This window comes from Pseudomonas sp. 02C 26, from assembly GCF_002843585.1.
GTDB classification, from domain to species: domain Bacteria; phylum Pseudomonadota; class Gammaproteobacteria; order Pseudomonadales; family Pseudomonadaceae; genus Aquipseudomonas; species Aquipseudomonas shirazensis.
On record NZ_CP025262.1, the window covers coordinates 438,455 to 460,402 of the forward strand.

17 protein-coding genes and 2 tRNA genes are annotated in these 21,948 nt (G+C 60.4%); 13 read left to right on the plus strand and 6 right to left on the minus strand.

Annotated features, from left to right (window positions below; all coding sequences use genetic code 11):
* Positions 1-4: 4 nt before the first annotated feature.
* Positions 5-1,048 carry a class I SAM-dependent methyltransferase gene (locus tag CXQ80_RS01915; RefSeq protein ID WP_101315948.1) on the minus strand — a complete coding sequence of 348 codons (1,044 nt, stop codon included), beginning with the start codon at positions 1,046-1,048 and terminating at the stop codon, positions 5-7.
* A gap of 220 nt (positions 1,049-1,268) precedes the next feature.
* Between CXQ80_RS01915 and CXQ80_RS01920 the strand changes: the two genes are divergently transcribed.
* The 4 genes from CXQ80_RS01920 (at position 1,269) to CXQ80_RS01935 (ending at position 7,951) form a co-directional block, all read left to right on the plus strand.
* Entirely contained in the window at positions 1,269-2,231 is a 963-nt protein-coding gene (locus tag CXQ80_RS01920) for an AraC family transcriptional regulator (RefSeq protein WP_101315949.1), read from the plus strand.
* Positions 2,232-2,375: 144 nt separating this feature from the next.
* On the plus strand, positions 2,376-5,501 hold the full coding sequence (locus tag CXQ80_RS01925; RefSeq protein ID WP_101315951.1) for a TonB-dependent receptor domain-containing protein: 3,126 nt from the start codon (positions 2,376-2,378) through the stop codon (positions 5,499-5,501).
* Positions 5,502-5,559: 58 nt separating this feature from the next.
* Positions 5,560-6,384, plus strand: a complete 825-nt coding sequence (locus tag CXQ80_RS01930) for a Slam-dependent surface lipoprotein (protein ID WP_101315953.1) — start codon at positions 5,560-5,562, stop codon at positions 6,382-6,384.
* Between the two features lie 73 nt (positions 6,385-6,457).
* Entirely contained in the window at positions 6,458-7,951 is a 1,494-nt protein-coding gene (locus CXQ80_RS01935; protein WP_101315955.1) for a porin family protein, read from the plus strand.
* Between the two features lie 89 nt (positions 7,952-8,040).
* Here the strand turns inward: CXQ80_RS01935 and CXQ80_RS01940 are convergent.
* Both CXQ80_RS01940 and CXQ80_RS01945 read right to left on the minus strand, forming a co-directional pair.
* Positions 8,041-8,127, minus strand: a tRNA-Leu gene (locus CXQ80_RS01940).
* Between the two features lie 80 nt (positions 8,128-8,207).
* Positions 8,208-8,294: transfer RNA gene (locus CXQ80_RS01945), tRNA-Leu, on the minus strand.
* Positions 8,295-8,563: 269 nt separating this feature from the next.
* Here CXQ80_RS01945 and rnr point away from each other — a divergent pair.
* The 8 genes from rnr to CXQ80_RS01985 all read left to right on the plus strand — a co-directional run bounded on the left by rnr (position 8,564) and on the right by CXQ80_RS01985 (position 18,228).
* Entirely contained in the window at positions 8,564-11,218 is a 2,655-nt protein-coding gene (gene rnr, locus CXQ80_RS01950) for a ribonuclease R (protein WP_101315957.1), read from the plus strand.
* Positions 11,215-11,961, plus strand: a complete 747-nt coding sequence (gene rlmB / locus CXQ80_RS01955) for a 23S rRNA (guanosine(2251)-2'-O)-methyltransferase RlmB (protein WP_101315960.1) — start codon at positions 11,215-11,217, stop codon at positions 11,959-11,961. Before rnr ends, rlmB begins: the two co-directional genes overlap by 4 nt.
* A 258-nt stretch (positions 11,962-12,219) precedes the next feature.
* Positions 12,220-12,642 (plus strand): 30S ribosomal protein S6, encoded by a 423-nt coding sequence (gene rpsF, locus CXQ80_RS01960; RefSeq protein ID WP_101315962.1) that lies wholly within the window; start codon positions 12,220-12,222, stop codon positions 12,640-12,642.
* A 28-nt stretch (positions 12,643-12,670) separates the two neighbouring features.
* Positions 12,671-12,901: a 30S ribosomal protein S18 gene (gene rpsR / locus CXQ80_RS01965; RefSeq protein WP_101315965.1), complete on the plus strand. Its 231-nt coding sequence runs from the start codon at positions 12,671-12,673 to the stop codon at positions 12,899-12,901.
* 33 nt (positions 12,902-12,934) lie between these two features.
* Positions 12,935-13,825: a hypothetical protein gene (locus CXQ80_RS01970; protein ID WP_101315967.1), complete on the plus strand. Its 891-nt coding sequence runs from the start codon at positions 12,935-12,937 to the stop codon at positions 13,823-13,825.
* A gap of 20 nt (positions 13,826-13,845) precedes the next feature.
* Positions 13,846-14,292: a 50S ribosomal protein L9 gene (rplI, locus tag CXQ80_RS01975; protein ID WP_101315969.1), complete on the plus strand. Its 447-nt coding sequence runs from the start codon at positions 13,846-13,848 to the stop codon at positions 14,290-14,292.
* 111 nt (positions 14,293-14,403) lie between these two features.
* Complete coding sequence (gene dnaB, locus CXQ80_RS01980) at positions 14,404-15,801, plus strand: replicative DNA helicase (protein ID WP_101315971.1); 1,398 nt, start codon at positions 14,404-14,406, stop codon at positions 15,799-15,801.
* A gap of 129 nt (positions 15,802-15,930) precedes the next feature.
* Positions 15,931-18,228: a YgiQ family radical SAM protein gene (locus tag CXQ80_RS01985; RefSeq protein WP_101315973.1), complete on the plus strand. Its 2,298-nt coding sequence runs from the start codon at positions 15,931-15,933 to the stop codon at positions 18,226-18,228.
* A 146-nt stretch (positions 18,229-18,374) separates the two neighbouring features.
* Here the strand turns inward: CXQ80_RS01985 and CXQ80_RS01990 are convergent, their stop codons facing one another.
* Positions 18,375-18,962 (minus strand): TIGR00730 family Rossman fold protein, encoded by a 588-nt coding sequence (locus CXQ80_RS01990; protein WP_101315975.1) that lies wholly within the window; start codon positions 18,960-18,962, stop codon positions 18,375-18,377.
* Between the two features lie 346 nt (positions 18,963-19,308).
* Here CXQ80_RS01990 and azu point away from each other — a divergent pair, with 346 nt between their 5' ends.
* Positions 19,309-19,758 (plus strand): azurin, encoded by a 450-nt coding sequence (gene azu / locus CXQ80_RS01995; protein WP_101315977.1) that lies wholly within the window; start codon positions 19,309-19,311, stop codon positions 19,756-19,758.
* A gap of 65 nt (positions 19,759-19,823) precedes the next feature.
* On the opposite strand, the gene nadE is transcribed toward azu, so the two are convergent.
* Together nadE and pncB are read right to left on the minus strand one after the other, a co-directional pair.
* On the minus strand, positions 19,824-20,651 hold the full coding sequence (gene nadE / locus CXQ80_RS02000; protein WP_101315979.1) for an ammonia-dependent NAD(+) synthetase: 828 nt from the start codon (positions 20,649-20,651) through the stop codon (positions 19,824-19,826).
* Between the two features lie 3 nt (positions 20,652-20,654).
* The gene (pncB, locus tag CXQ80_RS02005) at positions 20,655-21,860 is read right to left on the minus strand and encodes a nicotinate phosphoribosyltransferase (protein ID WP_101315981.1); all 1,206 of its coding nucleotides are present in this window, start codon (positions 21,858-21,860) and stop codon (positions 20,655-20,657) included.
* Positions 21,861-21,948 lie beyond the last annotated feature (88 nt).

The window sequence follows — 21,948 nt, forward strand, 5'->3', positions numbered from 1 at the left end:
CACGTTATCCCTGAGGTCTGCGAGCGATGACGGCGTTCACCGGGGTGACCGGAAAACGCAGCCCGTTGAGTTGCTGTACCGCGCTGAAGCCTGCGCCCTGAAGCAGGTGCGCCATTTCACCCTCGGCCAGTACGTGGCGCCCTTGCAGGCGCATGTGCAGGTAGTACGGCAGGACCTGCGCTGCCGCGTCGCGCTCGCTGGGCACCTCGGCCTGGCAGCACACCAGCAGCCCGCCGGGGCGCAGGGCGGCGTGCAGGCGGCGCAACATGGCGGGCAGGTTGTCGACAAAGTGCAGCACCGACGAGCACCAGATCAGGTCGAAGCCGCTGCCGATGTCGTCGTGGTTGAGGTCGCCGCCAAGCGCCTGCAAACGCTCGCCAAGCCCGGCGCGCTGGATGTTGTCGTCCGCCACGGCGGCCGCCTCGGGGTACTCGAAGACCACTCCGGTCAGGTTCGGCAAGCGTTCGGCGAGTGCGATGGCGACCAGCCCCGGCCCCCCGCCGAGGTCGAGCACACGTTCCAACTGGGCGCATTCGGGCAGGCGCTCGATCAGCGCGCAGGCCAACTCGGTGGTGACTGCGCGTTGCTCCTGAGCGATCTGCAGGCGAGCGGCGTTGGCCCAACTGCGAGCGATCGCCTGCGGGCTGGCGGACGGCGTCGCCATACCGCTGCGCAGGTAGTCGCCGAGCTGGCTGCCGGTCTGGCGCAGTACCTGATGGCGGAACAGCAGGGCATCGCCGCAGTAGTCGTCGGCCTCGGCCCGCAGGTGGCGTTCAGCGGTGGGCAGGTTGCGATACAGCGCAGGCTGCTGCTCGTTGCGCTCGAGCAGGCCCTGGCACCACAGCAGCTCCAGCAGATAACTGGTGGCTTGCTGGTCCAGTGCCAGCGCCTCTGCCGTGTGCCGGGCACTGGTGAACTGGCGCAACTGATCGAACACGCCGTACTCAAGGGCTACCCGCAGGGCATCGGCGCCAAGGCCGCCCAGTTGCAGGTCCCAGCAGGCCTGGAGGGGGTGACTGCTACGCAGGTCCTGGTAGTTGCAATTCATCGTTCACCCGCTGGGTTGCTCAGGTGTACGCGGCAGCAGTGTGGCTTCGCAGATTGAGGCACGGTAACTCCCTGTAGTGGCCGCTTGTATCAAACGAAACAAGGCATGGCCGAATCACTGATAAAGGTGATATATATTAAATGAGAATCATTCAGTATAAGTATGCGAGTCGGAGCCGTTCCTATGCGACGCGAGCTCGCGGACCTTCAGGGAAGTCAGCATGAGCACATTGAAAGGGAGTTGCCGTCTCGGTCTGGATCAAGCGCGCGAGCGCAGCGTGTTGGCTGATGGGCGCCTGCGCATGCAGCTGAGCGAGGACCTTGGCCAGTGCCACTCCGAGCTGTTGCAGTTGGAGCGGGGCCTGTCGCTGGGGCGCTTGCACTACCACCCGCTGCGGCCCTTGATCGAAGAGACCTGCGGCCCGCATGACGGCCATGTGATGGTGGTGACGATTGGCTTGCAGGGTAAATCGGGGTTCACTGGCAAGGATGGCAACCACCTCGCTTTCGAGGCTGGCCACACCACCATCACGGCGTTCAAGGCGACCCCCGGCGAGCGCCGCTATCAGGCCAATCAAACCGCCTCGCAGCTGCGCCTGGTGATCGATGAGCAGACCCTGTGCAAGTACGTCGGCGAGGAGCGGGCGGCGCAGGTGCTGGGTACCGGGCATCTGCATCGCCTCGACTTTCGCCCAAGCTCGCAAGCCGCGCAGGCGCATGCCGCGGCGTTGGTGCGCTACCTGCAGCCAGGCCTGCTGAACCCGGCCAACCGCCTTGATCTGCACATCCATACGCTGAGTCTGTTGGCCGAACAGTTCAATCTGCTGGCGCCGCAGGACAGCATCAGCTCGGCGCTGAGCAGCAGCGACGTCGAGCGCATCGAGCGCGCGCGCAACCTGCTCTGCGAGCAGTTGCATCAGCCTCTGACGGTCGAGTACTTGGCCACGGCGGTGGGGATGAACGAGCACAAGCTCAAGGAGGGTTTTCGTCACCTGTTCGACTCGACCCCGGCGCGCATGCTCCTGGACATGCGCATGCGCAAGGCGATGACCCTGCTCGAGTCCGGCCAGCAAGTGGCCCAGGCCGCCTGGCAGGTGGGCTACAAATATCCGAACAATTTCACCGTGGCTTTTACCCGCTACTTCGGCCGGGCGCCGAAGTCGATTTTCGGCAAGAAGCGCTAGCGACGTGGTCGGGCTGTGCGCATAGGTTTTTGTTGTTTTCGCATATCAATCTAAACGAGATTCATTTGCATTTATCGTTAGTATCACTGCGCCGCGATTCAGCGGCCATGAAACTGCCATGTCACGATAAATACAGGTCTCGCCATGTCTTTGCTCACCCCACCGCCATCGCCAATGCGCCTCAAGCCATTGGCGTGGTCGATCCTGCTGACACTGTCCAGCCCCGCAGCACTGGGCGAGGAAAACGCCCCAGGAGCTCAGGCGTCCACGCCGAATATGGGCGCCATCGAGATCGAGCTGCCGGCAGGTTTCGAGGATGAGCTGAGCAGGCCAGGTACTTCGCAGCAGGGCCTGCAGGTGCTGGAAGCGTTGGAGGTCAAAGGTGAATGGGAGGACCAGACCGAGAAGGGCGAGAACGACGTTTACCGCAAGGACGTCTCCAACGTTTATGTCGGCAAGGAAGATATCGAGCGCTACAAGGGCACCAGTGTTGGTGACCTGTTCAAGGGCTTGAATGGCGTCTACAGTGGCGAGTCACGCAACAGCGGCGCGCTTGATCCGAACATTCGCGGCATCCAGGGCGAAGGTCGGATTCCGGTCACCGTGGATGGTACCGAGCAATCGACCTCGGTGTGGCTGGGCTCGGCAGGGGTCTCCAACCGCAACTACGTCGATCCGAACATGATCGGCGGCATCTCGGTGGAGAAAGGGCCATCGCTGACCGCTGGGGTCAAGAGTGGCATCGGTGGCTCGGTGGAGATCCGCACGCTGGACGCCGAGGATATCGTGCGGCCAGGCGAGACCTATGGACTCGAGCTCAAGAGCGAAACCGCCAGTAATTCGGTAGCGCCCAATGAAGACGGCATGCGCAGCTTCGGCCGCGACTACCGCGATATCGAAGGCGCGTATACCGGCGGCACTTCCGTTTATTTCGCCAATGGCGGCGGCACCCGTTACACCCCGCATACCGACTCACGGGCGAATGATTTCGACTTCGAGGACAATGCCTACCGCATTGCCGCAGCGACCCGCCAGGACAATTTCGACCTGCTTGGCGCTTACAGCTATCGCAAAAAGGGGAACTACTTCAGCGGCAAGAAGGGCAGCAAGCGTTACGAATCCGAAAGCGGTTATGAGGGCGTTACAGCGGAAAATGCGCCGGTAGTGGGCGACACCTCTGCCAACTACCTGGCCAGCTTCTACAACCCGGGTGGCGAGGTAGCGGGCACGTCCAACGAGATGCGCACCACGCTGCTCAAGGGCACGCTGTACTTGCCTGATGAGCAGCGCATCAAACTCTCTTACATGCACAGCGATCTCGAGTTTGGCGAAACCATCCCTTACATGATCAACGAGGTCATCAAGCAGGTCCCCAGTGGCAGCAATTTTGGTTTTCAGCTGCCTTACAGTGAAGTCAAGCAAGACACGTTTTCAATCAATTACAGCTGGAGCCCTGAAGATAATCGCTGGGTCGACCTCCAGGCTGGTTTCTGGCTGACCAAGAGTGACTCCAAGCGCTACCAGAATGGCGAGCAGATATATGCCATCAATGGTATTGACGGTAGGGGCGATGCCGCCTGGGACAACTATGTGCAGTGTCGCTACAGCCTGTTCGGCTGCAATGGCGATAGCGCCATGCCGGACAAGTTAGCCAATACCGACGGGCGCTTCAACTTGTTCTCGCGCGCGCTGCAAGTGACCCAGCACGACCGTTGGGGGGTGACACTGGGTAATAAAATGCAATTGACAGACAGTTGGATGCTGACGCTGTCCGGGGACTTCAGCAAAGAAAAACTGGAGCAGGGCAACAATCTCGATCAAGAGAGTGGTGGTGTGGTTGCCTACGCCATCAACTACTTGGGGCCGCGCGGCGGCAGGCGGGAGCAGTATAACTTTAGTTTTAATAACGAGTGGGCTGCAACGCCGTGGTTGACGTTTACGGCGGGGGCGCGTTACAGCGATTACAACTCGTTCGATACGACGCTGGATGAGAATCGCAAAGGGCAAGTTGAAGGTTGGGGTGTTAACAGTTATCAGACCATCCGTGACTTTGGATATGTCAAGCTGCTCAGCGACGAAGAGGCCAAAAATTATGAAGCCTCGGTGAGGGACATGGTGGAGAGTTGGGGGTTGGACAACCCAGCTGAAATTGAGGAAGCTGTTGCCGGCGAACTGGCGAATGCTACTGTAGATGGAGTTTATTACGGTCCCGTCGAGGTGGCGCAGGTTCCGCTCAAAGGCACGCGGTTGGACAGCAGTGCAAATCCATTCACCAACGGCACCATTAACTTTAGTGAACAGGTAGCCAATGCTCAAGGCAGTGGCCGCACGGTTGCCCGTTATTTGAAAGCACCCTCAAGCGGTGGGGTATACCAGCAGATACCCGAGGATGAGCGTTGGGCCAAGCCGAAGAAACGCAGAGACAGCGCTTGGGCGCCGATGGCAGGGGTGACCCTCAAGCTGAGTGACAGTGCCAGGGTGTACGCAAGGTATGTCGAGTTCATTCGCTTTCCCACAATCTACGAAGACACTCAAGCGTTCTCGGGTAGCCGTTCAAGCATCACATCCAATCAGCCGAGTCCAGAACATGCGTATAACTGGGAAGTCGGTTACGTTCAGGACCTGCTAGGGTTTGTACCCGAGTGGAGGAACGCGGATTTTCGCATCAATTATTACAAGAGTGAGATCAAGGATTATATCGACAGGGATTTTTCCTACAATATTATCCAGTACGAAAAAAAGCTGCTGTCAGGCATCGAGTTGCAAACACGCTTTGATACCGGTAAGTATTTCAGCAGTTTTGGTGTCAGCTATCGACTGGATCAGCGCCTGTGCGACAAAGACATGGCCAGCACCGTTGATCCCTATTATGGGCGGGTCAAGGAGTGTGTAACCGGTGGCTTCCCGACGACGTTCTCCAGGACCAGCTTGCAGCCTCACTATTCTTTGAACCTGGACAGCGGCATGCGCCTGTTCGATGAGCGCCTGGAGATCGGCGCACGCATGGTCTATCACAGCAGCGCGAAGAACAAGGAAGAGGCTAAGTGGATCAAGCAGAATCTTGATATGGTCAAAGGCATCAATCAGCCTTACGAGTGGCACCCTATTTGGGTATTCGATACGTATGCGACGCTGCATATCAATAAGAATATTGATGTCGACTTCGGCGTCAACAATATAACCAATCGATATTATCTTGACCCGTTGGCGCGCACGGTCATGCCAGCGCCCGGGCGCACGCTCAAGATGGGGCTGACTGCACGTTTCTAGATTTTTTGCTGTTTTTTGTAAAACAGCGTTGTTCATAAACTATGACAAGGAGAGTGTTGTGAAAAAACTATTTGTAATGACAGCGTTGTCGTTGGTGACCTCCGGTGCATTTGCCGCTACGGTCAGCGGTGGTTCCTCTTCGACTTATGTGCAGGCACTGCCTTCGAACTTGATGGCAGTAGGCACAGCGGGTATCGCTATGCCAACGGTAGCCGGCGCGACCGCGAACACCTCAGCCGTTGTCAGCTTCAAGGCAGGGCCTATTGCTCAAACCAATGCGCTTCTCAGCGGCTATGGCACCACCTCGGCGCTCATCACCAACCCCGGTACAGGCGTAGTTACCTCGCAGACCTGGAAAAACAAGGCTGCCTACAATACTGAGGTTTATGCCTATCGCCAGATCGCAGCGCCGTCCCCCGGCTTCCCGCAATTCGGCGGTGAAGTCATCGCCAAGGTATCGGGTGCCGAGGTGTACTTCGGCGAGTGGGCGCCAGCCAAGAGCGGTGCTCAGCCGACCAACAGCACTGACCTGAACCTGTCGCATGCCAACCGTACGGTCTGGTTCGTTGGCGAAAATCCAACTACCAGCATGCCGGCCTTGGTCAATGCCAAGTACAACGTCGTGGGCATCAACCAGTACAACCCAGGTACGGCCGCCGGCGTGACCAGTGGTGTGCTGACCGCCAACTATGGCAGCGGCTCCGGCACGCTGGCGGGTAGCGTAGGATCTATCAACTTCGCGGGCACTACCATCGCAGCCAATGGGTCATTCGCTCGTTCCAATCAGATCAAAGGCCAGTTCTACGGCAACAACGCCGAGGCCCTGGCGGGTATCTACACCAGCGGCACCACCAAAGTCGCCTTCGGCGGCGCCAAGCAGTAATACCCCTGTGCAACGGAGGGGGCGCTGCGGCGCCTGCCTCCCACTTTTTGTCCCTGTCTCTGGATCGATCACCATGCTGCCGTCCATGCGGGTGCACGTCGCCCTGCTGTGTCTCTCGACCTTGTTCTCCCCCGTACTGCTGGCCGACGATGACGACACCCGTCTGCTGCTGAACAAGATTGACCGCCGCGCCGAGGCGCGGGAGCGGGCCAACCTGGGCGCACCGGACCCGGCCGAGAATGACGCATCCTTGATCACCATCGAGGGGCAGACGTACAACGTGCAGAACAGCCTCGCAGACCTCGGCCCGGCTATCTATGTGTCGATCAACCTGCAGCAGTGGAGCAAGGTGCGCCAGTTTGTCGAGCGCTACCGGCAACTGCCCGGGCACGAACAGGCATTGGTGGAAATGGCCGAAGGCCTGATCGATCGCCAGGCGCGCAGGTACAAACAGGCGATCGCTCACCTGCGCCGCGCCGATCAACTGCAGCCCGGCTTCGTCCGTGCCCGTCTGGAGCTGGCGCGTACGCTGTTCGAAGACAACCAGACCGCTGAAGCCGAAGCGTTGTTCGCTGAGGTCGCCAGTGCTGAAGTGCCCGAGGCGGTGCTCGAAGTGCTTGGTCAGTACCGCAGTGCCATCGACAGCCGGCGCGAGTGGCACGGCTCGGCATCGCTGGGGTTTGGCTACAACAGCAATATAAACCAGGGCAATGGCATGCTCACCACCACCCAGGTATGTACGATCTTCTTCGAGTGCTTTGATTACTCGCGGCAGATGCCCAAGCCGATCAAGTCAGCCAGCACGGTCTATGACATGGCTGCCGAGCGGCGCTTTCAGCTGGCTGGTAACCACCACCTGCTGGTGCGCGGGCTGAGCTATGGCAACAGCTATGACAAACATAGCGAAACGCAGGAGAACCAGACCTGGTACGACGACAACACCAGCGTGCTCTACGCCGGCTACAACTTTCAGAGCGCGCTCAACGATGTGTCGCTGACGCCGTTGTTCGAAAACTACTACAGCGACCACCACACCAAGTACCAGGCCAGCGGCGTACGCGGCGAATGGAAGCACAACCTGAGCAAGCGTCTGCAGCTCAGCCTGCAGCTGCAGAACAAGCACTTTCGCTTTCAGGGTGAGCAACGCGATTATTTCGATGACTACGACGAGCGGCAGGTCGGTACTTCGCTGTCGTACATGCTCGATCCACGGACCCTGGTATTTACCGGAGTGACCTATACCCGGCGCAGCCAGGACGCCGCCAGTGCCAGCAATCGCGAGTACCTGGCCAGCCTCGGCGCCTATCACAGCTTTGATGTCGGGCTGAATCTGAGCGTCGTCGGTCTCTACCGCAAGACCCGTTACGACCAGCCCGATGCGTTTCTCGGCGGCTTGCGCAAGGATCGCCAGCAGATCTATATCGCCACGCTCAGCGTTCCGCGGCTGGCGTTCGCTGGCGTGGTACCGAGCCTGTACGCCAAACGCACGGTGACTGACAGCAGCATCGACTGGGCCTATGCCTATCGCCAGACCGAAGTGGCGCTGAAATTCGAGAAGAGTTTTTGAAGGAGGAGGGCTGCTCAGGCCGGTCATGGCGGGGCATACCAAATCGCAGGCAAGAAAAAACCCACTAGCAAGCTAGTGGGTTTTTAATTTGGTGCCCAGGAGAAGACTCGAACTTCCACGACCTTGCGGTCACTGATACCTGAAACCAGCGCGTCTACCAATTCCGCCACCTGGGCAAAGCTTTACATCTACAGCGTACTGCGATGAATCTCTTGCTGAATCACAGACAGACCTGCTATCTATGCTTCGAAATATTTGGTGCCCAGGAGAAGACTCGAACTTCCACGACCTTGCGGTCACTGATACCTGAAACCAGCGCGTCTACCAATTCCGCCACCTGGGCACACTGTCAAGATTAGATGATGCTTTACAACATCCCTTATCTCAACTACAACGGCGGTGTCCGTCGTTGTGGTGCGCACTATACGGACGCCATTGGGGGCTGTAAAGCCCTCGTATCAAAAAAAAAGTAAAAAACTCAACACGTTGATTCTGTTGAGCTTCCCTCGCCAACAAGACTGTCAGACGGGGGCTGTCCAACGACGACATTTCCGGTTTCAATAGGCCTATGCCAAACTTCTACTCTATATATACCAAGGTGAACCCCTCCTGATGGCCGATTGGCAATCCCTCGATCCAGAGGCCGCTCGCGAAGCGGATAAATACGACAACCCTATTCCCAGCCGTGAGCTGATCCTGCAGCGCCTTGCCGATCGTGGCGAGCCAGCCGCGCGCGAGGAGCTGGCCGCAGAGTTCGGCCTGCTCGAAGAAGACCAGATCGAAGCCCTGCGCCGCCGCCTGCGCGCCATGGAACGTGACGGTCAGCTGATCTATACCCGGCGTGGCACCTATGCCCCGGTAGACAAACTGGACCTGATCTGCGGCCGCGTGTCGGGTCACCGCGATGGTTTCGGCTTCCTCATCCCGGATGATGGCAGCGCTGACCTGTTCCTCAGCCCGTCGCAGATGCGTCTGGCGTTCGACGGTGACCGTGCCCTGGCACGGGTTTCCGGTACTGACCGTCGTGGTCGCCGCGAAGGTGTGCTGGTCGAGATCATCTCCCGCGCCCATGAGAGCGTGGTTGGCCGTTACTTCGAAGAAGGCGGCATCGGCTACGTAACCCCGGACAACCCCAAGATCCAGCAGGAAGTGCTGGTCACTGCCGGGCGTAACGGTGGCGCCAAGATCGGCCAGTTCGTCGAAATCAAGATCACCCACTGGCCAACGCCGCGGTTCCAGCCGCAGGGTGATGTGGTCGAGGTGATCGGCAACTACATGGCGCCGGGCATGGAAATCGACGTTGCCCTGCGTAGCTACGACATCCCGCACGTGTGGCCGCAGGAAGTGGTCAAGGAAGCGCGCAAGTTCCGCTCCGAAGTCGAAGAAAAGGACAAGGAACGGCGCATCGACCTGCGTCACCTGCCGTTCGTCACTATCGACGGCGAAGACGCCCGTGACTTCGACGACGCCGTCTATTGCGAGCCGCAAGGCAAGCTGCGGCTGTTCTCCGGCGGCTGGCGCCTGTACGTGGCGATTGCCGACGTGTCCAGCTACGTGCGCCTGGGCTCGGCCCTGGATATCGAAGCGCAGCAACGCGGCAACTCGGTGTATTTCCCTGAGCGGGTGATCCCGATGCTGCCCGAGGAGCTGTCCAACGGCCTGTGCTCGTTGAATCCGCACGTCGATCGCCTGGCCATGGTCTGTGAAATGACCATCAACAAGTCCGGGCAGATGGTCGACTACCAGTTCTGCGAGGCGGTGATCCACTCCCATGCACGGCTGACCTACAACAAGGTCAGCAGCATGCTCGAGCACTCGCGCACCCGTGAAGGCAAGGCTCTGCGCGATGAGTACAGCGAAGTCGTGCCGCACCTGAAGAACCTGCACGCCCTGTACAAGGTCCTGCTGGCGGCGCGCCATACCCGTGGCGCGATCGACTTCGAGACCCAGGAAACCCGGATCATCTTCGGTGATAACCGCAAGATCGAAGAAATTCGCCCGACCGTACGTAACGAAGCGCACAAGCTGATCGAAGAGTGCATGCTCGCGGCCAACGTTGCGACCGCTGCGTTCATGCAGAAGCACGAAGTGCCGTCGTTGTATCGTGTGCACGACGGCCCGCCACCGGAACGTCTGGAAAAACTGCGCGCCTTCCTCGGCGAGCTGGGTTTGTCGCTACACAAGGGCAAGGAGCCTTCGCCGAAGGACTATCAGGCCCTGCTGGCGAGCATTTCCGGGCGGCCGGACTTCCACCTGATCCAGACGGTGATGCTGCGCTCGTTGAGCCAGGCGGTGTACAGCACCGACAACAATGGCCACTTTGGTCTGAACTACGAAGCGTACACCCACTTCACTTCGCCGATTCGGCGTTACCCGGACCTGCTGGTGCACCGTGCCATTCGCAGCGTGATCCGCTCCAAGATCGACACCCCGCACGTCAAGCGTGCCGGCGCCGTGGCAATCCCCAAAGCGCGCATCTACCCGTACGACGTTGCCACCCTGGAACAGATGGGCGAGCAGTGCTCGATGACCGAGCGGCGCGCCGACGAGGCCACCCGCGATGTGGTCAACTGGCTCAAGTGCGAGTACATGAAAGACCGCGTGGGCGAAGTCTTCCCGGGCGTGATCACCGCTGTGACCGGTTTTGGTTTGTTCATCGAACTGACCGACATTTACGTCGAAGGTCTGGTCCACGTCAGCGCGCTGCCGGGCGACTACTACCACTACGACGCCGTGCATCATCGCCTGTCGGGCGAACGCACCGGTCGCAGCTTCCGCCTGGGCGACACGGTTGAAGTCAAGGTCATGCGGGTCGATCTCGACGAGCGCAAGATCGACTTCGAAATGTCCGAAGCCACCGTCAATGCGCCGGTTGGCCGCAAGCAACGTGGCACCGCCGAGACGGCGCCGGCGGGCAAGTCCGCGCCGGCAGGCAAAGGTGCTGGCACGGGCAAGCGTGACGTGAAGCAGGACAGCAAGCGCGAGGCCACGTCGCAAGCCAAGCCAGAAACCAAGGCCGAGCCAGCACCGCGTCGGCGCAAGAATGAAAGTTCGGATGCCTACTTCCCGAGCGATGCCGTGCAGCGCAACGCCGAAGTCCGCAAGAGCCGTGAAGTGAAAAAAGCGCTGATGGGCGAAGCCCGCAATGCGCCGACGGCAAGCAAGTCCGGCAAAAGTTCGAGCAAGTCCGCCAGCGACAAGCCAAGCAAACACCGTAAAGGGCCGTCCAAGTCCGGCGCGCCACGCAAGAGCAAGAACAAGTCATGAGTCAGTTGGAAAAAATCTACGGCGTGCACGCCGTGCAGGCGCTGCTGCAGCACCATCCCAAGCGGGTCAAGCAGATCTGGTTGTCGGAAGGGCGCAGTGAGCCGCGTCTGCAAACCCTGCTGGCTCTGGCCGCAGAAAACCGCGTAGCGGTCGGCCAGGCCGAGCGTCGCGAGATGGACGCCTGGGTTGAAGGCGTGCATCAGGGCGTGGTGGCTGAAGTCAGCCCGGCGCAGGTGTGGGGCGAGTTGATGCTCGAGGAGTTGCTCGAGCGCACCGAAACCCCGCCGCTGATTCTCGTGCTCGATGGCGTTACCGACCCGCACAACCTCGGCGCGTGCCTGCGCACCGCCGATGCTGCCGGTGCCACCGCAGTGGTGGTGCCCAAGGACAAGTCGGCGACCCTGACTCCGGCTGTGCGCAAGGTTGCTTGCGGCGCTGCCGAGGTGATCCCGCTGGTCGCCGTGACCAACCTGGCGCGTACCCTGGAGAAGCTCCAGCAGCGCGGCCTGTGGGTGGTCGGCACTGCCGGCGAAGCCGACAAGGAGATCTACCAGCAGGACCTGACCGGTCCGCTGGTGGTGGTCATGGGTGCTGAAGGCAAGGGCATGCGTCGTCTGACCCGTGATCATTGCGACTTCCTCGTGAAGCTGCCGATGGCTGGCAGCGTCAGCAGCCTGAACGTGTCGGTGGCTACCGGTGTGTGCCTGTTCGAAGCCGTACGTCAGCGCCAACTGAAGCGCTGATCCAGTCGTCTGCAGCGATCCCGGCGTAGCTATTTGCCCGCCGGGATCAGTCTGTACCCTGGCGATTTGGGCAGATCCCTGCCGCTGTTCAAATAATCGCCAATCACCTTGCTTGTGCGTGCCGCCTTCTCTACAATTGCGCCCCTTGCCCAGCAGGCAGGCGCGCATGTGCCTTCTGCACAAGGCAAGTCATACAGTGTCATTCACTCCTTGTCTGACCAGATTCCCTGGCAGGCTTCTAACCCGTAAGGAGCATTCATGCGTCATTACGAAATCATCTTTCTGGTCCACCCGGATCAGAGCGAGCAAGTCGGCGGCATGGTTGAGCGTTACACCAAGCTGATCGAAGAAGATGGTGGCAAAATCCACCGTCTGGAAGATTGGGGCCGTCGTCAACTGGCCTACGCAATCAACAATGTTCACAAGGCTCACTACGTGATGCTGAACGTTGAGTGCACTGGCAAGGCCCTGGCCGAGCTGGAAGACAACTTCCGTTACAACGATGCCGTGATCCGTAACCTGGTCATCCGTCGCGACGAAGCCGTTACTGGCCCGTCCGAGATGCTCAAGGCCGAAGAGAACCGCAGCGAGCGCCGTGAGCGTCGTGAACGTCCTGAAGCTGATGGCGCCGATGGCGACGACAGCAATGACAGCGACGCCAGCGATAGCGCTGACGAGTAATCCACGGACCTTTTGAGGAGCCTATTACATGGCACGTTTCTTCCGTCGTCGTAAATTCTGCCGCTTCACTGCTGAAGACGTGAAAGAGATCGACTTCAAAGATCTCAACACCCTGAAAGCTTACGTATCCGAAACCGGCAAGATCGTTCCAAGCCGTATCACCGGTACCAAAGCTCGTTATCAGCGTCAGCTGGCTACCGCTATCAAGCGCGCCCGCTTCCTGGCCCTGCTTGCCTACACCGACAGCCACGGCCGCTGAGGCCTGGCTTTCGACAAGTAGCAAGGGATAAGCATGCGAGCGTTGGCTGATTTCATCATGCGCGGTCGCGTGCAGGCCGCTGTAGTAGTGGCCGGTTGTGCGGCATTGCCGCTGTTGTTCTGGTTGTGTGCCGCCGCTGGGAGCCTGGTGTTCCTGCGGCGCGGTTTCAAGGACGCTTCCTCGGTCATCGTCTGGGGTATTTTGCCGGCGTTGGTCTGGTGGGTCTTCGGCGAGCCGCGCACCTTGATGGTGTTGCTGGGTGCGCTGGGGTTGGCTGCGCTGTTGCGCGCCGGGCATTCCTGGAACCGGGTGCTGTTGTCCAGCATTGCACTGGGCCTGTTGTATGGCCTGATTCTCAGTTCGGTGTTCCGTGAACCGATTGAAGCTCTGGCGCGAGCGCTTGAAAAAGCCCTGCCGCAGATGCTCGACGGTCTCTACCAGCAGTTATCGGTAGAGGAGCAGGCACGCCTTGGGAGTCTTGTCGTACCGGTGCTCAATGGCCTGATTGCGGCTTTGCTGCAGGTTGTCAGTGTGTTGTCCCTGATGTTGGGGCGCTACTGGCAGGCCTCGTTGTACAACCCGGGAGGTTTCGGCCGCGAGTTTCAAGCGGTACGGATTCCCTTGGTGCCAACGCTGGTATTGCTGGGGTGCATGGTGTTGGGTCCGAACCTCGGTTCTGCCCTGGCGCTGCTCACGCCGCTTTGCAGCGTACCGCTCATGTTTGCCGGGCTTGCCCTGCTGCACGGGTTGGTGGCACAGAAACGTCTGGGCAGATTCTGGCTGGTCGGGTTGTACGTGACGCTGGTGCTGTTCATGCAGCTGACTTATCCGCTGCTCGTGGTCCTGGCCATTGTCGATAGCCTGGTTGATTTTCGCGGTCGCAAGTCGCCTCAGGGTGACGATTCCGCGAACGGTGAAGGTTAAAAGTTAAGAGGTTTTACCAAATGGAACTGATCCTGCTGGAAAAAGTCGCTAACCTGGGCAACCTGGGCGACAAAGTTAAAGTTAAAGCCGGTTACGGCCGTAACTTCCTGCTGCCGTTCGGCAAGGCCACTGTTGCCAATGCCGCCAACGTCGCTGCGTTCGAAGAACGTCGCGCCGAGCTTGAAAAAGCTGCAGCCGACAAGAAATCTTCGGCTGAAAGCCGTGCTGCCCAACTGGCCGAGCTGGAAGTGACTATCACTGCCACCGCTGGCGACGAAGGCAAGCTGTTCGGTTCGATCGGCACCCACGACATCGCTGATGCCCTGACCGCCTCCGGCGTTGAAGTGGCTAAAGCTGAAGTTCGTCTGCCGAACGGCACCATCCGTAACGTTGGCGAATACGACGTAGCCGTGCACCTGCACAGCGACGTTGAAGCCACCGTTCGCGTGGTTGTCGTTGCAGCCTAAGCTGTAGCACTCGGCTGGCTCCTCGTGGGCTAGCCGGTTAACATTGGGCGCGGCTCTGCTTTGCAGGCCGTGCCCTTTGTTTTTCTCATCACCCAGAATTCTATTGTGGCCATGAACGAGATCACCCATCCAGAACAGCTCGACCTGCAAACCGCCGCGCTGAAAGTGCCGCCGCATTCCATCGAGGCCGAACAGGCCGTGCTCGGTGGTCTGATGCTGGACAACGAAGCCTGGGAGCGGGTGCTGGATCAGGTCTCGGATGGCGACTTCTACCGGCATGACCACCGCCTGATCTTCCGTGCCATCCACAAGCTGGTTGACCTCAACCAGCCGTTCGACGTGGTAACCCTGCACGAACAGCTCGACCGCGAAGGCCAGTCGAGCCAGGTCGGCGGCCTGGCGTATCTGGCCGAGCTGGCCAAGAACACCCCGTCGGTTGCCAACATCAAGGCCTATGCGGCGATCATTCGTGAGCGCGCCACGCTGCGCCAGCTGATCAGCATCAGCACCGATATCGCCGACAACGCCTTCAACCCGCAAGGGCGCAACGCCGCCGAGATTCTTGACGATGCCGAGCGGCAGATCTTCCAGATCGCCGAGGCGCGGCCCAAGACCGGCGGGCCGGTCGGGGTCAACGACCTGCTGGCCAAGGCCATCGACCGCATCGACACGCTGTTCAACTCCGACAGCGACATCACCGGTATCTCCACCGGCTACACCGACCTGGACGGCAAGACCAGCGGCTTGCAGGCGGCCGACCTGATCATCGTTGCCGGCCGACCGTCGATGGGGAAAACCACCTTCGCCATGAACCTGGTGGAAAACGCCGTGCTGCGCAGCGACAAGGCGGTGCTGGTGTTCTCCCTCGAGATGCCAGGTGAATCGCTGATCATGCGGATGCTCTCGTCGCTGGGTCGCATCGACCAGACCAAGGTGCGTTCCGGTCAGCTTGATGATGACGACTGGCCGCGGTTGACCTCGGCGGTCAACCTGCTCAACGACCGCAAGCTGTTCATCGACGACACCGCCGGCATCAGCCCTTCGGAGATGCGCGCACGGACCCGCCGCCTGGCCCGCGAACACGGCGAGATCGGCATGATCATGGTCGACTACCTGCAGCTGATGCAGATCCCGGGCTCCAGTGGTGACAACCGTACCAACGAGATTTCGGAGATTTCCCGCTCGTTGAAAGCCCTGGCCAAGGAATTCAACTGCCCGGTCATTGCCTTGTCGCAGTTGAACCGCTCGCTGGAACAGCGCCCAAACAAGCGCCCGGTCAACTCCGACTTGCGTGAATCGGGTGCAATCGAGCAGGACGCCGACGTGATCATGTTTGTCTACCGGGATGAGGTCTATCACCCCGAGACCGAGCACAAGGGCGTCGCCGAGATCATCATCGGCAAGCAGCGGAACGGTCCGATCGGGTTTGTCCGCCTGGCGTTCATCGGCAAGTACACCCGCTTCGAGAATCTCGCCCCGGGGGCGTACAACTTCGACGACGACGAGTAACAGCCGGCGGTGCTGCTGCGCCGCCCGAGCCCCTCATCATGAATCCGACCATTACCGTCGGATTTGATCAAAATTTGTGCTATATTCCGCGCCCGCGATTTCCCTGCACACCAAGAACCGGTCACTGACATGCACGCAGCCAAACCACTTTACGACTATCCCAAGTACTGGGCCGAATGCTTCGGGCCAGCGCCTTTCCTGCCGATGAGCAGGGAGGAGATGGATCAGCTCGGCTGGGATTCCTGCGACATCATCATCGTGACCGGTGATGCCTACGTCGACCATCCGTCGTTTGGCATGGCCATCATCGGCCGCCTGCTCGAAGCCCAGGGCTTCCGGGTCGGCATCATTGCCCAGCCGAACTGGCAGTCCAAAGACGACTTCATGAAGCTTGGCGAGCCGAACCTGTTCTTCGGCGTCGCGGCCGGCAACATGGACTCGATGATCAACCGCTACACCGCTGACAAGAAGATGCGCTCCGACGATGCCTACACCCCTGGTGGTCTGGCCGGCAAGCGCCCTGACCGTGCCAGCCTGGTGTACAGCCAGCGCTGCAAGGAAGCCTACAAGCATGTGCCGATCGTGCTCGGCGGCATCGAGGCTTCGCTGCGCCGCATCGCCCACTACGATTACTGGCAGGACAAGGTCCGCCATTCGATCCTGATCGACGCCTGCGCCGACATCCTCCTGTTCGGCAACGCCGAGCGTGCGGTAGTTGAAGTCGCGCAGCGCCTGTCCAACGGCGAAACCATCGAGCAGATCACTGACGTGCGCGGCACCGCCTTCGTACGCCGCGACACCCCGGCCGGCTGGTTCGAAATCGACTCGACGCGCATCGACCGTCCGGGCAAGGTCGACAAGATCATCAACCCGTACGTGAATACTCAAGACACCCAGGCCTGCGCCATCGAGCAAGCCAAGGGCGAGGTCGAAGATCCGAACGAAGCCAAGGTGGTGCAGATCCTCGACAGCCCGGGCATGACCCGCGACAAGACCGTGCTGCGTCTGCCCTCGTTCGAGAAGGTCCGCAATGACCCGGTGCTGTACGCCCATGCCAACCGCGTTCTGCACCTTGAAACCAACCCGGGCAACGCCCGTGCGCTGGTGCAGAAGCACGGCGACGTCGACGTCTGGTTCAACCAGCCGCCGATTCCGATGACCACCGAAGAAATGGACTACGTGTTCGGCATGCCGTATGCCCGTGTGCCGCACCCGGCCTACGGCAAGGAGCGCATCCCGGCCTACGAGATGATTCGCTTCTCGGTGAACATCATGCGTGGCTGCTTTGGCGGCTGCACCTTCTGCTCGATCACCGAGCATGAAGGCCGCATCATCCAGAACCGCTCGCACGAGTCGATCCTCAACGAGATCGAGGAGATGCGCGACAAGGTGCCGGGCTTCACCGGCGTGGTCTCCGACCTTGGCGGGCCGACCGCCAACATGTACCGCATCGCCTGCAAAAGCACCGAGATCGAGAAGCACTGCCGCAAGCCGTCGTGCGTGTTCCCGGGCATCTGCGAGAACCTCAACACTGACCATACTTCGCTGATCGAGCTGTACCGCAAGGCCCGTGCCTTGCCGGGGGTAAAGAAGATCCTGATCGCTTCGGGCCTGCGCTACGACCTCGCGGTCGAGTCGCCGGAGTACGTCAAGGAACTGGTCACGCACCACGTCGGCGGTTACCTGAAGATTGCCCCGGAGCACACCGAGCGTGGCCCGCTGGACAAGATGATGAAGCCGGGTATCGGCAGCTACGATCGCTTCAAGCGCATGTTCGAGAAGTACTCGAAAGAAGCGGGCAAAGAGCAGTACCTGATCCCGTACTTCATCGCCGCGCACCCGGGCACCACCGACGAGGACATGATGAACCTCGCCCTGTGGCTCAAGGGCAACGGCTTCCGTGCCGACCAGGTGCAAGCGTTCTACCCGTCGCCAATGGCCTCGGCCACGGCGATGTACCACTCGGGCAAGAACCCGCTGCGCAAGGTCACCTACAAGAGCGAAGGCGTCGAGATCGTCAAGAGCGACGAGCAGCGTCGGCTGCACAAGGCATTCCTGCGCTACCACGATCCGAAAGGCTGGCCGATGCTGCGTGAAGCACTGGAGCGCATGGGCCGCGCCGACCTGATCGGCCCGGGCAAGCACCAGTTGATCCCGCTGCATCAGCCGCAGACCGACGGCTACCAGAGTGCACGGCGCAAGAACTCCACGCCGAGCGGCAGCCACAAGGTCGGCAAGGAACAGAAGATCCTCACTCAGCACTCCGGGTTGCCACCGCGCGCCAGTGACGGCAGCAAGCCGTGGGACAAGCGTGAGAAGGCCAAGGCCGAGGCGTTTGCGCGTAACCAGCAGGCGGCCAAGGAGCGTAAGGAAGCGGCCAAGGGCGGCGGCAAGAAGAAGCCGCGTCAGCCAGCGGTTCCGCGTTGATCTGAAGGTTGATGGGGCCGCTTTGCTGCCCTTTCGCGACGCCAGGCCGCTCCCACATGGTCAGCGCCGCCTTCGAGGCGTGCACCGGATCTGTGGGAGCGGCCTTGTGTCGCGAAAGGCCCGCGCAAGCGGGCCCAGATGCACGGTCAGTCAGGTGCGCGATCGACCCACTTGGGCACCACCGGCGCGACGAATTCATCCATCCCGTCCAGCAGCGCATCCGCCTGCTGCCCGAGCAACAGCATCGCCCGGTGCTGCGGCCGCACAAAACCTTCTTCGACAATATGGTCGAGGAACCCGCCCAGCTTGGTATAGAAGCCGTTTACATCGAGCAGTCCCAGCGGCTTGGCGTGGTAGCCCAGTTGCCCCCAGGTCCACACCTCGAACAACTCCTCAAGCGTCCCCAAGCCACCCGGCAGGGCGATGAAGGCATCGCTGAGCTCGGCCATGCGCGCCTTGCGCGCGTGCATGCCGTCGACCACTTCCAGCCGGCTCAGGCCCTTGTGGCCAACCTCGGCGTCCAGCAGGCTCTGCGGGATGATCCCGACCACCTCACCGCCGGCCGCCATCGCCGCGTCGGCAACCACGCCCATCAGGCCGACCGCGCCGCCGCCGTAGACCAGGCGTAGGCCACGCCGGGCAATCGCTTCGCCGAGGGCAACGGCCGCTGCGCGGTAGGCGGGGTTGGCGCCGATACTGGCGCCGCAGAACACACAAACGGAACGTACAGGCATTGCTTATCTCCCTTTACAGACGTCCAAGGGTAAAGCGCATGCCTGTCGCTTCCAAGATCGGATTTATTCGGGACGGGAAAACTCGCAGGCCGCGCCAGTGGTGCCATGGGCGTAAGCGGCGAGCAGGCTGTTCATCAAGCTACCAAGGGACATGTCGTTTGCTCCTAAATGAGAGGTTGTCCCATCGTCGGTTATGCAGGCATGATGTGCACTTAGATTGGTTGTATACAATCCATAGAACAAATTTACTGGCTGCCAGCCGAACACTGCCTTGATGCATATCAGGCACGCTCGTTCCGCTTTCAGGCAGACTCGCAATTGATAAACCCTGCCAAGGAGATTCACGATGTTTGCGAAAGCTGTAGCGGTATCCCTGCTGACCCTCGCCAGCGCTTCTGTGTTTGCAGCCGAGTGCGCGGTGACCATTGATTCGACTGACCAGATGTCCTACAACAGCAAAGAATTCACCGTCGACAAGAGCTGCAAAGACTTCACCGTGACCCTGACTCACTCCGGCAACCTGCCGAAGAACGTCATGGGCCATAACCTGGTGGTCAGCAAGACTGCCGACATGCAGGCCATTGCCACCGAAGGCATGACCCAAGGCATCGACAAGGGTTACCTGAAGGAAGACAACGCCAATATCATCGCTCACACCGCGATGATCGGTGCGCCAGAGAAAGAAACCAAGGTCACCTTCGACACTTCCAAGCTGGAAGCTGGCGGCGACTACAGCTTCTTCTGCACCTTCCCAGGCCACATCTCGATGATGAAAGGCAAGGTCGTGGTCAAGTAAGCCACGCCACACAAAAAGCCCGGCCGCGATCAACGTCGCGGTCGGGCTTTTTTTATCGCCGCCGATTACGGCGCGAACGGCAGCTCGCGCTTGTGCTGAGTCTTGCGGTAGGTGCTGACGATGATATCGAAAGCATGCTGGTCGACAGGCTTACCGTGCAGGAAGGCATCGATCTGCTGGTAAGTGATGCCGTGCGCTGCTTCATCTGGCTTGCCTGGCTCAAGGTCTTCGAGGTCCGCGGTCGGTACTTTCTCGACCAGTGACTCAGGCGCACCAAAGGCACGAGCAATGGCACGTACCTGGTTCTTCACCAGGCCGCTGAGCGGCGCCAGATCACAGGCGCCGTCGCCGAACTTGGTGAAGAAGCCCATCACCGCTTCGGCCGCATGGTCGGTGCCGATCACCAGGCCGCCACGGGCGCCAGCGACGCTGTACTGGGCCACCATGCGCATGCGCGCCTTGATGTTGCCGACCACGAAATCGACCATGGCCGGTGCGCCGTCCTGCAGCACATCGACCTTGCTCTTGAGCCCAAGCACGGCGGGAGCGATGTCGATGGTGTGCACTTCATCGGCCTTGATCACATCCAGGCAGGCCTGCGCGTCGTGTTCGTCGTGCTGCACGTTGTACGGCAGACGCACGGCGATGAAGCGATAGCCGTCATCGCCGCTGCTGGCGCGCAGTTCGTTGACGGCGCGCTGGGCGAGCAGGGCGGCGGTCAGCGAGTCGACCCCGCCACTGATGCCCAGCACCAGGGTCTTGAGCCGGGCGTTGGCCAGGCAGTCCTTGATGAAGGCCACACGCCGGGCAATTTCGGCTTCGAGCGCGGCGGCATCGGCGAATGGCGGCTGCACCTTGAGCTGCTGCGCGATCTCTTGCTGAACGGCTTGCATGGGTTACTCCTTGTGGGCAACTTTGAATACGTGACGCAGGTAGGCGACGAAATTTTCATCGCGGCACTGCGTCTTGGCGGCCTCGTCGGAAATCTTCGCTACCGGCGAGCCATTGCAGTCGGTCATTTTAAGCACGATGCTCATTGGCGCTACCCCCGGCAGGTCGCAGGTGAGGTTGGTGCCGATGCCGAAGCTGACATTGATGCGACCACGCAGGGCACGGAATATCTGCAACGAACGCGGCAGGTCGAGACCGTCGGAGAACACCAGGGTCTTGGTCATCGGATCGATGCCCAGTTGCTGGTAATGGGCGATAGCCTTTTCCGCCCAGGCCACCGGCTCGCCGGAGTCGTGGCGTAGGCCGTCGAACAGCTTGGCAAAGTACAGATCGAAATCATTGAGGAAGGCATCCATGGTGATGCAATCGGTCAAGGCGATGCCGAGCAGGCCGCGGTACTCGCGGACCCAGCAGTCGAGCGCGGCGATCTGGCTGTCGATCAGGCGCGGGCCGAGTTGCTGGTGGGCCATCAGCCATTCATGGGCCATGGTGCCCAATGGTCTGATATCCAGTTTCCATGCCAGATCGACATTGCTGGTGCCGACGAAGCGCCCCGGGAAGTCATCGCGCAGGACCCGCACGACTTCTTCCTGGACGCGGCTGGAGAAGCGCCGCCGGGTGCCGAAGTCGGCTACCTGCAGTTCGGCCAGTTCGTCCTCGCTGGCGTTGGCCCTGAGCCAGTCGAACTTGCGGTAGAGCTGATCGCGGGCAGCCGCCAGCTGCATATGCGGGTGCAGGTGACGGTTGCGCACCTCGCTGATCAACGCCAGCAGCGGCACCTCGAAGAGGATCACATGCAGCCACGGGCCTTTTAGACGCAAGCACAGCTGATCGTCTTCGATGCCCAGATGGACATAGCGCAGGTTGAAGCGGAACAGGCGCAAAAAGCGCAGAAAGTCTGGCTTGAGAAAGCTGATGCGCTCAAGAAACGCCAGCTGGCCGTCGTCCAGGGTCAGCTCGCTGAGCAGCTCGATCTGGCGGCGAATCTCGCCCAGATAGGGGCGCAGGTCTTCGCCGTTGCGGCAGCGAAACTCCCACTCGACATCAGCATCGGGATAGTTGTGCAGCACCGCCTGCATCATCGTCAGCTTGTAAAAATCGGTGTCGAGCAGGTTGTGCACGATGCGCTCAGAGAATGCGCTCTCGCTCATTGAAAGCTCCAGGTCGGCGGCGCTCGCTGAAACGGCGCAAGCGCGCGGGAATGGCGATCATTGTGCCAGCCTTTGCGCTTCACAGGGC